The organism is Actinomadura viridis, assembly GCF_015751755.1.
Lineage (GTDB): Bacteria > Actinomycetota > Actinomycetes > Streptosporangiales > Streptosporangiaceae > Spirillospora > Spirillospora viridis.
This window is the reverse complement of record NZ_JADOUA010000001.1, coordinates 3983676-3996859: the sequence shown is the minus strand read 5'-3', so window position 1 is coordinate 3996859 and position 13184 is coordinate 3983676. Positions and strand designations below refer to the sequence as shown.

Genomic DNA, 13184 nt, shown 5'->3' with positions numbered 1-13184 from the left:
AGGGCCTCGGGGGCCAGGGCCTGTCTCGAAGTGGCTCAGCCACCGCGCGAGTGCGTTGGCTGCCAGGCGAGCGCCGTAGACCGGGACTGGGAGAACAGAGCCTAGCCCGCGGAAACCCGCGTCTCGACGCCGGCTTCGCGGTCAGCCCCCATCGGGCCGGCCGCCGCCGTGCCGGCTTGCCGGCCAGGCGCCTTGGCGTTGATGAGGACGCCCGCGACCAGCGTGGCCAGCAGCATGATGCCCGCGGAGGTCCAGGTCGCCATGGAGTAGCCGTGCACCGTCGCCTCCGCCAGTGCCGCCTTCGCCTGCGGTGTCAGTTGGGCGGGGTTGACCCGGTGGTCGGTCAGCCAGTCCGCGGTCGCGCTGGCAGCGATCGTGTTGAGCATTGCGGTACCGACCGACCCGCCTACCTGCTGCATGGTGTTGAGGGTCGCCGAGGCCGCCCCCTGCTCGTGCGGAGCGACGCGGCTGGTGGCCGTGGAGATGGCCGCCATGAACGTGACGCCCATGCCCAGGCCCATCATGCAGATGCCCGGCAGGACGTGGCCGAGGTAGGTGGCGTCGACGCCCATGGAGGCCAGGAAGGCCAGGCCGCCGGCGGCCAGCGTCAGGCCGGGCATGATCAGCGCCCGGGCCGGCACCTTGTGCAGCAGCCGCGCCGAGATCTGCGTGGAACCGATGATCATGCAGGCGGTCATCGGGAGGTAGGCCGCACCGGTCTTCAGCGGCGACCAGCCCTTGATGCCCTGGAGGTAGTAGGTCAGGAACAGGAAGACGCCGAACATGGAGATGGTGACCAGGGCCATCGTCAGGTAGGCGCCCGCCCGCTGGCGGTCCTTGACGATGTGCAGGGGCAGCAGCGGCGTCCGGGCGCGGGCCTGCCACAGGGAGAAGATCCCGAGGATCACCACGCCGCCGCCCAGCAGGGCCAGCACCCGGGTGTCGCCCCAGTCGCGGGACTCGGCCTCGCTGAAGCCGTAGACGATGGACAGTACGCCGGCGGTGCCCAGTACGGCACCGAAGAGGTCCAGCCGGGCGCCGGTCCTGCGGCCCGGGTCCTTGAGCGTCGCGATCGCGCCGATCACCGCGAGGGCCGCCACCGGAGCGTTGACGTAGAGGCACCAGCGCCAGTCCAGGTATTCGGTCAGGAAGCCGCCGACCAGCATGCCGATGGCGCCGCCGGCGCCGGCGATGGCGCCGAACACGCCGAACGCCTTGCCGCGTTCGCGCGGGTCGGTGAAGGTCGTGGTCAGCAGGGACAGCGCGGCGGGGGCCAGGAGGGCGGCGAAGACGCCCTGCAGGGCGCGGGCCGCGAAGAGCATGCCGGGGCCGGTGGCGGCGCCGCCGAGCGCGGAGGCGCCGGCGAAGCCGACCAGGCCGATGATGAAGCCGCGCTTGCGTCCGAACAGGTCGCCGATGCGGCCGCCGAGCAGCAGCAGGCCGCCGAAGGCGAGGGTGTAGGCGGTGATGGCCCACTGCCGGTTGCCGTCGGTCATGCCGAGGTCCTGCTGGGCGGACGGCAGGGCGATGTTGACGATGGTCATGTCCAGCACCACGATCAGCTGGGCGAGGGCGATGACCACCAGGCCCCACCAGCGTCGGGGGTCGGGAGGCGGCAGAGCGTTTCCCTCCTTGTCCAGATATATGACGGGACGTTCGGGGGCGTTCTCGGGGACGGCTGTATCGGCCATGAATCGGGCCTGCTTTCTACGCGTCGGTTCGGGTCGACCGCGACGGGTCGGCGCCGTGCTTGCGTGCGGGGTGCCGCGTCGGCGGTGGCGTTCCCCGGTGTCGGGATCAGGGTTGGGTGCCGAGCCATTCCTGGAAGGTGGGGCCGGCGAGCCTGGCGTGCGGGCTGGGCAGGAACCCGCCGCCGGCCGCGGTCTCGGCATCGGGCATGCCGGAGCCGTCGACGGCGATGACCTTGATGCCTCGGCGGGCGCCGAGAAGCCCGGCCGCCTCGGCCATGCTCTCCTTGCGGGGCCCGGCGATCTCGGGGATCGGTGTTCCGGGAGCCAGCTGGGCGGGCGCGTCGGGGTCGGTGGCCAGGTCGACCAGCGCCTCGGCCACGGTGCGGCAGGCCACGAGCTGGGTGGGCAAGGCCGGGATGTAGGCGACGTCGCCCCCCTGCCAGTCCAGGAGCTGGCCGACGAATTCATGGAATTGCGCGGCCCGCAGAATGCGAGCGGGCAGCGGGCCGGACAGGTGGGCCGCCTCGTGCACCTGCTGGGCGGCGATGAAACCGGCGGTGGCCTTGTCGGTGCCGATGATGGAGACGGCGACGATCCGGCCTGCTCCCGCCTTCTGCCCGGCCTCGTGCAGATTGCGGGTCGCCGTGCGGAAGAACTCCGTGGCGGCCTCCTGGTCGGAGTCGTGCCACGACGCGACGTCGATGATGACATCGACCCCGGTGAGCGCGTCGGCCAGGCCCTCGCCGGTGATGATGTCCACGCCGGTGGCGCGGGACATCCGCACGACCTGGTGCCCCCGTTCGGCGAGGACGTCCACGACGTGGCGTCCCAGCCGCCCGGTCGCTCCAGCCACCGCGAACCTCCGCAGATCCTTCCGCCTGGTCATCGGGTCGGTCGTGGGTGTGGACATGGGTGGGTCTTCCCTTCTCAAGCTCGACTCGTGGTGTGCGTGCCGCCCCGGATCGTTCGTTCGCGTGGCGTCCTGACGAACACCAGACGCCGGTGCCCAGGCCCCTGTAACGGTCGCGGTCATGTGACATAGGCCACCGCTCCGGGTGTTACGAAACGGCGGGGATCGGCGTCTAGTGCGTGAAGCGGGGCTGAGAACGAACAGGCAGGGGCCGGGTATGAGCGAGCGCAGCGAGCGAACCACGGGCACGGCGGAGCCGCTCGGTCGTGCCGACCGGGTGGACTCGGTGGACTCCGCCACCGAGGTGTTCGTTGCCCACCGCAACCTGCTGTTCACCGTCGCGTACGAGATGCTCGGTTCGGCTGCCGACGCGGAAGACGTCCTGCAGGAGACCTGGCTGCGCTGGGTGGACGTCGATCTGGCCACCGTGCGGGAGCAGCGTGCCTACCTGGTGCGGATCGTCACCCGGCAGGCGCTGGACCGCCTGCGTGCGCTCGGCCGGCGCAAGGAGTCCTACGTCGGCCCGTGGTTGCCCGAGCCGTTGCTGACCGCACCGGATGTGGCCGAGGACGTCGAGCTGGCCGACAGCGTGTCGATGGCGATGCTGCTGGTGCTGGAGGTGCTCGCGCCGACGGAGCGGGCGGTGTTCGTGCTGCGCGAGGTGTTCGACGTCGACTACGACGAGATCGCCGAAGCCGTCGGCAGGAGCCCGTCCGCGGTCCGCCAGCTCGCCTATCGGGCCAGGGCACACGTCTCCGCGCGCCGACCGCGCGGCATCGCCTCCCCGGCCGAGATCCGAGCCGCGCTCCAGGCCTTCCAGCGAGCGGTCGAAACCGGCGATCTGCAAGGCCTGCTCGACATCCTCGCACCGGACGTCGTCGCCCTGAGCGACGGCGGCGGAGTGAGACACGCCCTGCTGCGGCCCATCGTGGGCGCGGACAAGGTGGCCCGCCTCCTGGCCGCCGGCTGGTGGAAGCGAGACGCCGCAAGATCGGTCGAGCTGGTACAGGTCAATGGCGGCCCGGGGCTGCTCGTCCGGGTCAATGGGGAGATCGACGGCGTGGTGGCGGTACGGGTCGAGAACGGCTGCGTCACCGGCGCCTACCACGTGCGCAATCCCGAGAAGCTGTCACGAGTGGAGCGGGAGACCGCCCTGAGCCGCTGAGGCCGGAACGACCGCAGCTCGCCCCGGTACTACCGGGACCCTCGTCTCCGGCCCTGCCGGAACGCTGCCTGCCGCCAGAGTCCGTTCCTCATCCTGTAAGGACGAGCAGCACCCGCTCTCTCGGGCCGCCAGTTCGGCGGCCCGCCCGGCCGCCTGGGGCTCGGGCCGCAGCGCCAGCCGTACCCGGCCCGGCCCGGCGGGCCGCACCTCGGTCACCTCCTCGGCGAACACGAGGGCTGAACAAGGGGCTACCGTCCGAGCCCTCGCCTGATCGCTGCCTCGACCGGCGAAACGCATGTCCCCTCAGGGTCGAGCCAGAGGGACGTCGCTGGGCTGAGCTTCGGCTGGCCGAGGAAGCGCGGGTTCTCTCCGGCGTGCGGCTGGCCGGCATGCACGAGGAACGGGTGGCAAAGGTAGACATCGCCCGCGCTACCAGTGGCGTGGGCCGTCGGACGGTGCCCGGTGGCGGCGTCCGCCCGCCGGGCCAGCTCTCTGGCGTCCAGTCCAAGCTCCCCTTCGGGCTCGAGGACCCGCGCCACGTCCAGATGGGAACCGACGCGCAACCGGGTGGGCGCATCGTTCTGCCCGACGTCCGAGAGCAGGAAGAACATCAGCAGCGCGCGGTCCCTGGACTCGACGTTCGCGCGCCAGGTCATGTAGTCGTCCGGGTCGGAGGCGGGGCCGGGAAAGCTCACGTCGACGTGCCAGCCGTCGACGACGGCCGGTTCGTCGCCCGGAAAGCGGATCACGAACCCGCCCAGGCTGGTGCGAGGCGTCCAGCGGCCCTTTCCCACCAGGATGTCGAACGCGGCGTGCAGGCGCGGTGTGTTGGCCGCGGCCACGAACGGCGCCTGAGCGTACTCCGGGCGCGCAGCCACCGGCCGGGGCCACGTGGCCGGTCCACCGGGGTCGGCGTCGAGGTCACGCCAGATGATCTCGCGGCACTCGTCCGCGATCTCCCTGGGAAACGCGCCCATGATCCGGACGAAACCGTCCTCGACGAAAGCATTCACCTGTGCGTCGTCAAGCATGATCACACGATGCCTTCGCGAACGTCGCCGCCGCCACCCCTTATCAAAGGGCACCCAGGGGCGGGCAGTCGATGAGCCGGATCGGCATCAGGAGTTGCGCGGGGTCACCAGGCCGGATTCGTAGGCGAGGACGACGAGCTGAGCCCGGTCACGGGCGTGCAGCTTGGTCATGGCCCGGTTGACGTGGGTCTTCGCGGTCATCGGGCTGATCACCATGTGGGCGGCGATCTGGTCGTTGGACATGCCCCGGGCGACCAGGGCGACGGCCTCGCGTTCGCGGTCGGTCAGCTCTTCCAGCCCTGTGACGGTGCCGGTGTCGAGCGGCTGGGTGACGTACCTGTCGATGAGCTTGCGGGTGATCGAGGGTGCGAGCAGGGCGTCGCCGCGCGCGGCGACGCGTACGGCGTGCAGGAAGTCCTCGGGCACGATGTCCTTGACGAGGAATCCGGCGGCGCCGGCGCGCAGCGCGTTGAAGACGTACTCGTCCAGGCCGTAGTTGGTGAGGATGACGACATGGACCCCGGCCAGGGCCGGGTCCGCGGCGATGCGCCGGGTCGCCTCGATGCCGTCGATGACCGGCATCTGGATGTCCATGAGCGCGATGTCGGGCAGGTGTTCCCTGGCCAGAGCCAGGCCCTCCTTCCCGTCGGCGGCCTCGGCCACCACCTCGATGTCGTCTTCGAGGTCGAGGAGCGCGCGGAATCCGCTGCGGAGGAGCGGCTGGTCGTCGACCAGCAGGACACGGATCATGTGGTCTGCTCCACGGGGAGATCGGCCTGGACGGTGAAGCCGCCCTCGCCGCGCGGTTCGGCGCGCAGCCGCCCGCCGAGGGCGGTGACCCGTTCGCGCATGCCGAGCAGCCCGACGCCGGGTGCCGGAGCGGTGTGGGGCGTGGCCTTGCCGTCGTCGTCGATGCGAATCGCGAGGCGGTCCGGACGGCAGTCGATCCGGACCGACGCCGTGGCGGCGTCCGCGTGCCGGGCGATGTTGGTGAGGGACTCCTGAACGATCCGGTAGACGGTCCGGTCCACCGCGGCCGGAACGTCGTGCCGCTCTCCCTCGATCGTCAGCGTCGCGTCCAGGCCGATGCTGCGGGCCCGTTCCACCAGTTCCGGGACGTGGTCGAGACCGCGCGGCGGGGTCGTGCTGTCGTCGCGCAGCGCCTCCAGGGTCGCGCGCAGCTCCCGGGTCGCCTCGCGCCCGGCCTCCTGGATCGCCAGCAGGGCCTCAGGCACCGGTTCGCCGCGCTTGCGGGCCACGTGGACGGCGACTTCGGCCTGCACCTTGATGATCGAGATCTGGTGGGTGAGCGAATCGTGCAGTTCGCGCGCGATGTGCAGCCGTTCCTCGTCGGCGCGGTGCCGGGCGGTCTCCTCCCGGGTGCGCTCGGCTTCGTCCGCCCGCCGCTCGGCCTGACGCAGCGCCTCACCGGCGGCGCCGGCGGCGATCAGCCAGGCCACCTCGAGGGCGCCCCGGGCCTGCGCGAACGCCTCGCCCGTGTCGTGCAGACCTGAGGCCAGGGCCGCGAGGGGCAGGGCCGCCAGGACGGCCACGCTCACCGCCACCGTGACGGCGCGGTGCCCCGCCCGTACGGCCGCGTACACCGCGAACAGGTACGCGACGGCGGGCACGTCGAAACCGGCCGCCTGGTACCCCACCGCGCACAGCCCGGTGACGGCCAGGACGGGAACCGGGGCGCGGCGGCGCGCGGCCAGCGCCAGGCCGCCGGCCGCCAGCAGCGCGGGGCCGAGCAGGTCGAGGCTCGTGGCGGACCGCTGCCCGGACAGCCCGGTGACCAGCAGGATCGCCGCCACACCGGCGGCGATCGCGAAGTCTCTGAGAGCGATCCGTCCCCTGCTCATGCGCGAACCCTAGCCGGATGTCCGCGCGGGCGGCTCCTGCCCGCGGACGATCGTCCGGGTACCGCGTGCGCGGTACCTTCCCAGCTCGCGCGGCATCCGCGGCAGCCGGATGCGGCTTCGGCGGCAGCGCGGATTGTCTCCGTCCGCCGGACGACCGGCGGCGGGTCCGGCGGACATGATCGGGCGACGTCCTGTCGTACGAGGAGAAGGAGCACCTCATGCCAGTCCGATCCGTGCTTGCCGTCCCGGCCGCGGTGCACGACTCGATCCAGCCGGCCGCCGCCGCCTACACCATGAGTTCCGGGCGGATCCTGGCGCTCGTGGCCGCGCTGGCCGGACTGATCGGCGTGGTCGTCGGCGGGCTGGCCCTGGCCCGCCCCACCGGTCGTTTCGGCGCGGGCAACGGGCGGCGCGGGGCCGTGGTGGCCCTGGCCGCGGGGCTGATCGGCATGGCCCTCGGTGCGCTGGTCGCGGCGACCTCCGAAGGTGCCGTCGGCAGCGGCAACGGGCTGGGCGGGGCCATCGTGGCAATGGGAGTGGGGCTGATCGCCGTCGTCGTCGGTGGGCTGGCCCTGGCCCGTGGCCCCCGGTCGCGCGGCGAGGTCAAGGGGTGAAGTCAGCCGCCCGCGCGTCCCGGCGGCGAACGCGGCGTCAGCCGATCAGCCCGCCGATGCCCTTACCCGCCAGCACCACGCCGATGACCAGCAGCAGCACGAACATCACCGTGGCGTTGTCACGCTCCAGCCACGCCCGGAGCCGATCAAGCGGGCCGCGCATCCGCTCGGCGGCCACCCGGTAGGCCACCGCCGGAGCCACCACCGTGCAGGCGGCCACCAGCGTGAACACCGCCACCAACACGACGTCGGAGCCCAGCGCGAGACCGGCGTGCGCGATCGTCACCCCCGCCGCCGCGCACAGCATCAGGTTCTTGGGATTGACCGCCGACAGCCCGGCTCCCAGAGCCATCGCCCTGGCCGCGGTCACCTTGTCGATCGCCTTCATCCAACCCGGCAACCCGGCCGGCTCCCCCGGCCGGGGACGCTCCCGCCAGTGACGCACCGCCAGCACCAGGATCCCCACCCCCAGGGCGAGCTTGATCCACGACTCCTCCGCGGACGGCTCACCCGAAGCGGACTCCAGCCCGGCCATGTCCGCCAGCACCCAGAACACCACGGTGGCCCCCACGATCCCGGCGACCCATCCCGCCAGGAACCCCACACTGGCCCCGCCGGCGCGCGGCGCCAGCAACATGAGGATCACCGCCATGATCGGGATCGGACTGACCGCCACGGCCACCGCCACCGGCAGCAACTCCCCCAGCGCCTCGCCCATCTCGCCCCCGACCTGATCAGCTTTACCAGGCGAGATACCCCGCCACGGGCCGCGTCCGCCCGCACCGGACCTTCAAGATCTGCGAACCGGTAGGGCAAGGCGCCCGTCCCCGTCCGATGCGGGTTGCGGACCGCGCGGCCGGGCGGCGGATTCGTGCTCTCTTGTGGTTACCGAGGAACTGTAGGAGAGTGAGGGCTGACCTGGACCAGGGCGAGCGCAGGGGAAGATGATGGGGACCAAGCAGTTCAAAGGCTCGCCCATGGAGGCGGACCTGGCGCGCGCGGACTCCTTGGCGCGGGAGATCTTCTCGGACGTCGCCAACAAGTGGGCGTTCCTGATCATCGAGTTCCTCGGCGACCGCACCCTGCGCTTCAGCGAGCTGCGCAAGGAGGTCGAAGGCATCAGCCACAAGATGCTCACCCAGAACCTGCGCATGCTGGAACGGAACGGCCTGGTCGAGCGGAACGTGCATCCCACCGTCCCGCCGCGGGTCGAGTACACCCTCACCGAGGCGGGCCAGGCCCTGCGGATGACGGTCGATGGAATGTGCGGCTGGACCCGCCGGTACCTCGGTCACATCGAGGATTCCCGCCGCCGCTTCGACGCCTGACGGGTGAAGCCACGGGGCGCCTCGCAGCGGCCCCCGCCATCAGCGGGGCCACTGCGAGCACCCGTTCAGTCGAGGACCGCGGTGGCTTCGACCTCGACCAGATGGTCGGGGACGTCCAGTGCCGCGACGCCCAGCAGCGTCGCCGGCGGAACGGGCGCGGCCCCGAGCTTCGCGGTCGCCCGGGCGATCCCCTCCAGGAGCAGGGGCATCTTCTCGGGGGTCCAGTCGACGACGTGGACGGTCAGTTTCGCCACGTCGTCGAAGGAGCCCCCGATCCCGGCCAAGGCGGTGCCGATGTTGAGGTAGCACTGCTCGACCTGGGCGGCGAGGTCGCCTTCGCCGACCGTGACCCCGTCGGCATCCCAGGCGACCTGCCCCGCGATGTGGACCAGCTTCGACCCGGTCGCGATCGACACCTGCCGGTACACGTCGATCTCCGGCAATCCGCTGGGGTTCACCAGGGTGATGGCCATGCTTCCCGCCTCCTATGTCGTGAGAACCCGGGCCTCGCCTCCGCGCAGCCCAGGACTGACTGCTCTCTCGTGGTTACTTGGAAACTATAAGAGAGTGAGGGCTGACCTGGAAGAACGCACTTTTGGGTGACTGGGGAACCTTCTGGTGACCTAGCAGTTCAGGACGTGCCCCACAGAACCTTTCGTTACCGTCGCCCGCCGAACTCCCACGGGTGGACCTCGATGTCGGCGTACCGGTCCGGGGTCAGGACGGCGCGAGCCGTGTCCGGGTCCGGGGCCCGGACCAGCGCCGCCGTACCCAGCCAGGTGGTGCCGTCGTCGGACAGCAGCGGCCCGTAGGCGATCAACTCGTCCGGGACGGGCGGTACGGCGAGGTCGGCGGCCTGCCCTGAGCCGAGGCCGAGGCCGAGGACCAGGTACCGGGTGCCCCCGGTCGAGCCGCCGGGGAAATCCCACATCGTGCGTCCCAGCGTGTTCCGCCACCGGCGCAGCAGCACGTCCCGGTACGCACCGGCCTGGTAGTTGGGCTCGTCGAAGGCGAACGCGCGGGCGGCGGCGGGATCCGGCAGATCGACGATGTGCACGCTGCCGGCGAGGGTCTCGCCGTCGGCGCCGAAGGCCGGGCCGCGGGCGATCATCTCCTCCGCGTACCGGTCCATGTAGGACCAGTGCTCTTCCAGCAGCTCCTCGCGCAGCGCCAGCGAGCCGGGCCGGTCACGGTGGAAACAGAAGAATTCCATGCCTCACAGTCTCGACCATCGCCCGGCCGGGCTGCGTCACCGGCTCCGACCGATACGCCGCCGGGTCGGAGATCCACCCGAACTTACTTCTGGCACAACGGCCGCTATCCCGACTCCCCCGAGTACAAGGCCCTGCAGGCCGGGGGCTTCTCCGGCTATCGGCTGCGCATCGGCGGGCTGGTCGCCCACCCTGTCGAGCTGTCCCTGGCAGACCTGCGGAAGTTGCCCGTCCACACCCAGATCACCTAGCACTTCTGCATCCAGGGATGGTCCGGTGGTGTTCTACTCCCTGGGCGAAGGCGCCGGCGGCGGCACCTGCTACGACGCCCACCCCATCCGGCACATGCGCGGCAGGCTCACGATGCTCGCCTACGACATGAACGACCGGCCACTGCCGTTCGGCCACGGCGCCCCCCTGCGCCTGCGCAATGAGCTCGAACTCGGCTTCAAACAGGTCAAGTGGGTCAAGGCGATCGAGTTCGTCGCCGACTTCTCCGACATCGGCGGGGGCTACGGCGGCTACAACCAGGACCACGAGTTCTTCGGCTACCGGCAGCCTCTCTGACCGATCCCCGGCCGACGTGACGCCGGGCGGTGTGACGCCGGGATGTTACGCCTGACTCCAATGACGGGGGATCCAGGAAAGGGTGCCCGGCTCGACACAGAAGCCCATCAACAGTCTGATTACAGTGAGTAGTCAGTTGGCTACTCACGTCGAGGTCCGTGGCCCCCGGGCGGCCCGGCCCTTGCTTCCGAGAGCGGAGCATCCGATGAGACACGCATTCGTGGCGGCGACCACCGCGTCGATGCTGGTGGTCGTGCCGCTGAGCACGGCGGGCGCGGCGGGCGCCTCGGCACGGGTCCCCTGCGGGAGCGGGCAGGTGTGCATCTATCCGCAGGTCGGCTTTCGCGGGACGCCCTACGTGCGCCGCGCGAGCGACGGCAGCGTCAGCCTCGTCAAGACCCCGATCAACGACCGAACGCTGTCGGTCATCAACAACGGCTCCACACCGCGCACGGCGCGGATCTACCGTTCGGGTCACTACAGCGGCTCCCATACCTGCATCCAGGCGGGTACCCGGATCCCCGACCTGAGGGGGTACGCCGTGGGCCAATGGGGTTCCTCGCTGAAGCTCAACAACGACCGCTGCGGCTGACCTCGGGCCGGGCTTGACCTTGACGTGACTGGAGCCTCGACGATCGGGGCATGAGCGAATACGTCAGCCCCGTTCCCATGCCGGCACTGGACGCCGCCGCCCCCGAGATCTACCGCGGCATCTACGGCATGCCTATGTTCGTCACCGTCCCCACTCCCGATCTGGAGGCTTCGCGGGACTTCTGGGTCCGCGGGCTCGGGTTCGTCGACCTGTTCTCCGTACCGGGCAGGCTGACCCACCTGCGGCGCTGGGCCTTCCAGGACGTCCTGCTCGTGCCCGCCGAAGAGGCGGGCCGGCTTCCCGCGATGAGCGTCGGTTTCTCCTGCGTCCTCGGCCAGCTCGACCAGATCGCCGAGCGGTGCGAGGGACTCGTGGCGGGGTGCACCGGCGGGCCGCGTGAGATGCCCTGGAACGCCATCGAGCTGACGGTCGTCACGCCGGAGAACGTACGGGTGGTGATGACGGCCGCCCAGCCGCTCGATCCCGACAGCGCGCAGGCCGACCGCATACGGGCGATGGGCATCGAGGTTCCGCGGGGGTGAGGATCCGAACGGCGCCGGTCCCCGCGTCCTGACCGTCGCCTCGCCCCCGCGTGATCCCCGCGTACCGGGCGAACACCGAACACCGTGATGATTCACTGAAAGGATCTGGATAAGAAAGATGGATGATCACCTGATTGTCAGATAGCGCCTCTGAAATAGAGGCTTTCTTCGCCGTTGCTTGGCCGAGTGAGAACCGATCGAGCGGATGCCGGAGGACATCATTTCGGCATGCGAACATTCAGTTCTGGCGAGAAGGCCGGGCGGAGACGGCCCCCCTTCGCCCGTGGCGGTTCCCGCACATGGCTCCGGTGGACGGCGGTGTGCGCGATCGCGCTGCTGCCCGCTCTGATGATGGAGGGGCGCGGCGCGGTGGCGGCCAAACGGTCCCTGCCCGCCGCGGGCGTCAACAGCAACGTGGACGGGTTCCCCGTCCTGTTCAACGAGACCGGGGCGAACGCCGGGCTCAAGCTCTGGGTCATCGGCCACCATGGTTACGTGCCGGGGACGGCTCCGAAGATCTCCTGTGTGGACGTGGCCACCGGGACGCTGTGCCCGGTCAAGAACGGCGTCGGCACCTGGCCGCTGCCGCTGAACACCAAGGCGATCCCGTTCAACACCGGGACCGCGGGGGACATCTCCACCAGCCAGGTGGTGCAGTTCGTGACGGATCCGTCCCGCACCAAGGTGTTCTATCCGGCGATCACCCGGACGGCTTCTCCGGGATATCCGAACGGATCGGTCGGGGCGGGCTGCCTCGATCTGCAGAACCAGTACAACTGCGCCTATACGCCGCTGGCACCGCTGACCAGCACGGCCGGCCAGAGCAACGTGAACGGCATCACCGGCTTCGTCCGCGCCAATTCCCAGCTGCACGGCGTCACCACCAGCGGCCAGGTGGTGTGCATGAACACCTCGAACCAGCAGCCCTGCAACGGCCAGCCGTACGCGGGCGGGGTCCCGCCGAACGAGGACAAGGCGGGCCTGGGGCCGGGCAACTTCATCGGCTCGATGACGGCCGTCAACGAGCGGCTCTACATCACCTCGAACGGGCGCAACCCGGCGCGGAACACCAGCCCGCACGACCCGACGCTGTCCTGCTTCGACACCGGGACCGCGGCGCCGTGCGCCGGATGGGGCACCAAGGTGCTGACAACGGCCGCGGACGCCTACATCTCGACCAGCGTGTTCCCCGCCTACAACGCGGGCGGAACGGTGACCGGCGTGTGCACGGTCACCGGCAAGCAGAGCGTCGCGGCGCCCACGGTGGCCTGCTTCGACCTCAACGGTGCCGCCATGGCGACGCCGCCGGGCTTGGCCGACGTCTTCCCGGGAGGAGGGGTGGGCAGCGTGAGCTTCCAGCCGACGAGCCTGGCGGTCGGTGGCAACCTGCGCACGTACTTCCCCTTCTACAGCCAGGACTCGCGCTACCCGGGAGCCGCCCTCTGCTACAACTGGTCCACCCAGGCGAGGTGTACGCAGTTCCCCACCCCGAACAGGCATCCCGGCGTCAACGGCGGAAATGTCCGTGACTACGCCTACGTCGGCGGGGTCAACTGCCTGTACGGCAGCGGGGACCGCCGTTACGCGTTCAGCATGAACCCTGCGACGGGCGAGCACGGATGCTGACCTTCTAGGGCCTGCCCGTCCGGAGGAACGCCGCCGGTCAAGAGC

15 protein-coding genes are annotated in these 13184 nt (G+C 70.6%); 7 read left to right on the top strand and 8 right to left on the bottom strand.

Annotated elements, in window-relative coordinates:
- Positions 1-101: 101 nt before the first annotated feature.
- Together IW256_RS18050 and IW256_RS18045 are read right to left on the bottom strand one after the other, a co-directional pair.
- Positions 102-1691, bottom strand: a complete 1590-nt coding sequence (locus IW256_RS18050; RefSeq protein WP_197012103.1) for an MFS transporter — start codon at positions 1689-1691, stop codon at positions 102-104.
- Positions 1692-1797: 106 nt separating this feature from the next.
- Positions 1798-2601: an SDR family oxidoreductase gene (locus tag IW256_RS18045; protein WP_197012102.1), complete on the bottom strand. Its 804-nt coding sequence runs from the start codon at positions 2599-2601 to the stop codon at positions 1798-1800.
- 217 nt (positions 2602-2818) lie between these two features.
- On the opposite strand from IW256_RS18045, the gene IW256_RS18040 reads away from it, so the two are divergent.
- The gene (locus IW256_RS18040; protein WP_197012101.1) at positions 2819-3766 is read left to right on the top strand and encodes an RNA polymerase sigma-70 factor; all 948 of its coding nucleotides are present in this window, start codon (positions 2819-2821) and stop codon (positions 3764-3766) included.
- Positions 3767-4014: 248 nt separating this feature from the next.
- On the opposite strand, the gene IW256_RS18035 is transcribed toward IW256_RS18040, so the two are convergent.
- The 3 genes from IW256_RS18035 to IW256_RS18025 all read right to left on the bottom strand — a co-directional run bounded on the left by IW256_RS18035 (position 4015) and on the right by IW256_RS18025 (position 6659).
- Positions 4015-4797: a phytanoyl-CoA dioxygenase family protein gene (locus IW256_RS18035; protein ID WP_197012100.1), complete on the bottom strand. Its 783-nt coding sequence runs from the start codon at positions 4795-4797 to the stop codon at positions 4015-4017.
- 87 nt (positions 4798-4884) lie between these two features.
- Complete coding sequence (locus IW256_RS18030) at positions 4885-5547, bottom strand: response regulator (protein WP_197012099.1); 663 nt, start codon at positions 5545-5547, stop codon at positions 4885-4887.
- Entirely contained in the window at positions 5544-6659 is a 1116-nt protein-coding gene (locus tag IW256_RS18025) for a sensor histidine kinase (RefSeq protein WP_197012098.1), read from the bottom strand. Before IW256_RS18025 ends, IW256_RS18030 begins: the two co-directional genes overlap by 4 nt.
- Positions 6660-6877: 218 nt before the next feature.
- Between IW256_RS18025 and IW256_RS18020 the strand changes: the two genes are divergently transcribed.
- The gene (locus IW256_RS18020) at positions 6878-7273 is read left to right on the top strand and encodes a DUF6223 family protein (protein WP_231403828.1); all 396 of its coding nucleotides are present in this window, start codon (positions 6878-6880) and stop codon (positions 7271-7273) included.
- Between the two features lie 37 nt (positions 7274-7310).
- Here IW256_RS18020 and IW256_RS18015 read toward each other — a convergent pair whose 3' ends face one another.
- Complete coding sequence (locus IW256_RS18015; protein WP_197012097.1) at positions 7311-7991, bottom strand: GAP family protein; 681 nt, start codon at positions 7989-7991, stop codon at positions 7311-7313.
- A 229-nt stretch (positions 7992-8220) separates the two neighbouring features.
- On the opposite strand from IW256_RS18015, the gene IW256_RS18010 reads away from it, so the two are divergent.
- Entirely contained in the window at positions 8221-8601 is a 381-nt protein-coding gene (locus tag IW256_RS18010; protein WP_197012096.1) for a winged helix-turn-helix transcriptional regulator, read from the top strand.
- Between the two features lie 65 nt (positions 8602-8666).
- On the opposite strand, the gene IW256_RS18005 is transcribed toward IW256_RS18010, so the two are convergent.
- Together IW256_RS18005 and IW256_RS18000 are read right to left on the bottom strand one after the other, a co-directional pair.
- Positions 8667-9074, bottom strand: coding sequence for a RidA family protein (locus IW256_RS18005; protein ID WP_197012095.1), 408 nt, complete (start codon positions 9072-9074; stop codon positions 8667-8669).
- 185 nt (positions 9075-9259) lie between these two features.
- Positions 9260-9814: a YciI family protein gene (locus tag IW256_RS18000; protein ID WP_197012094.1), complete on the bottom strand. Its 555-nt coding sequence runs from the start codon at positions 9812-9814 to the stop codon at positions 9260-9262.
- Positions 9815-10088: 274 nt separating this feature from the next.
- On the opposite strand from IW256_RS18000, the gene IW256_RS42755 reads away from it, so the two are divergent.
- The 4 genes from IW256_RS42755 (at position 10089) to IW256_RS17980 (ending at position 13139) form a co-directional block, all read left to right on the top strand.
- Positions 10089-10379 carry a molybdopterin-dependent oxidoreductase gene (locus tag IW256_RS42755; protein ID WP_197012093.1) on the top strand — a complete coding sequence of 97 codons (291 nt, stop codon included), beginning with the start codon at positions 10089-10091 and terminating at the stop codon, positions 10377-10379.
- A 205-nt stretch (positions 10380-10584) separates the two neighbouring features.
- Entirely contained in the window at positions 10585-10971 is a 387-nt protein-coding gene (locus tag IW256_RS17990) for a peptidase inhibitor family I36 protein (RefSeq protein WP_197012092.1), read from the top strand.
- Positions 10972-11021: 50 nt separating this feature from the next.
- Positions 11022-11513, top strand: a complete 492-nt coding sequence (locus tag IW256_RS17985) for a VOC family protein (RefSeq protein ID WP_197012091.1) — start codon at positions 11022-11024, stop codon at positions 11511-11513.
- A 228-nt stretch (positions 11514-11741) separates the two neighbouring features.
- The gene (locus IW256_RS17980; RefSeq protein WP_197012090.1) at positions 11742-13139 is read left to right on the top strand and encodes a hypothetical protein; all 1398 of its coding nucleotides are present in this window, start codon (positions 11742-11744) and stop codon (positions 13137-13139) included.
- Positions 13140-13184 lie beyond the last annotated feature (45 nt).

What these genes read in the sequence shown, in the direction of transcription:
- IW256_RS18050 (WP_197012103.1), bottom strand. Translation starts at nt 1,691, where the DNA reads ATGGCCGATACAGCCGTCCCCGAGAACGCCCCCGAACGTCCCGTCATA.
- IW256_RS18045 (WP_197012102.1), bottom strand. Translation starts at nt 2,601, where the DNA reads ATGTCCACACCCACGACCGACCCGATGACCAGGCGGAAGGATCTGCGG.
- IW256_RS18040 (WP_197012101.1), top strand. Translation starts at nt 2,819, where the DNA reads ATGAGCGAGCGCAGCGAGCGAACCACGGGCACGGCGGAGCCGCTCGGT.
- IW256_RS18035 (WP_197012100.1), bottom strand. Translation starts at nt 4,797, where the DNA reads ATGCTTGACGACGCACAGGTGAATGCTTTCGTCGAGGACGGTTTCGTC.
- IW256_RS18030 (WP_197012099.1), bottom strand. Translation starts at nt 5,547, where the DNA reads ATGATCCGTGTCCTGCTGGTCGACGACCAGCCGCTCCTCCGCAGCGGA.
- IW256_RS18025 (WP_197012098.1), bottom strand. Translation starts at nt 6,659, where the DNA reads ATGAGCAGGGGACGGATCGCTCTCAGAGACTTCGCGATCGCCGCCGGT.
- IW256_RS18020 (WP_231403828.1), top strand. Translation starts at nt 6,878, where the DNA reads ATGCCAGTCCGATCCGTGCTTGCCGTCCCGGCCGCGGTGCACGACTCG.
- IW256_RS18015 (WP_197012097.1), bottom strand. Translation starts at nt 7,991, where the DNA reads ATGGGCGAGGCGCTGGGGGAGTTGCTGCCGGTGGCGGTGGCCGTGGCG.
- IW256_RS18010 (WP_197012096.1), top strand. Translation starts at nt 8,221, where the DNA reads ATGGGGACCAAGCAGTTCAAAGGCTCGCCCATGGAGGCGGACCTGGCG.
- IW256_RS18005 (WP_197012095.1), bottom strand. Translation starts at nt 9,074, where the DNA reads ATGGCCATCACCCTGGTGAACCCCAGCGGATTGCCGGAGATCGACGTG.
- IW256_RS18000 (WP_197012094.1), bottom strand. Translation starts at nt 9,814, where the DNA reads ATGGAATTCTTCTGTTTCCACCGTGACCGGCCCGGCTCGCTGGCGCTG.
- IW256_RS17990 (WP_197012092.1), top strand. Translation starts at nt 10,585, where the DNA reads ATGAGACACGCATTCGTGGCGGCGACCACCGCGTCGATGCTGGTGGTC.
- IW256_RS17985 (WP_197012091.1), top strand. Translation starts at nt 11,022, where the DNA reads ATGAGCGAATACGTCAGCCCCGTTCCCATGCCGGCACTGGACGCCGCC.
- IW256_RS17980 (WP_197012090.1), top strand. Translation starts at nt 11,742, where the DNA reads ATGCGAACATTCAGTTCTGGCGAGAAGGCCGGGCGGAGACGGCCCCCC.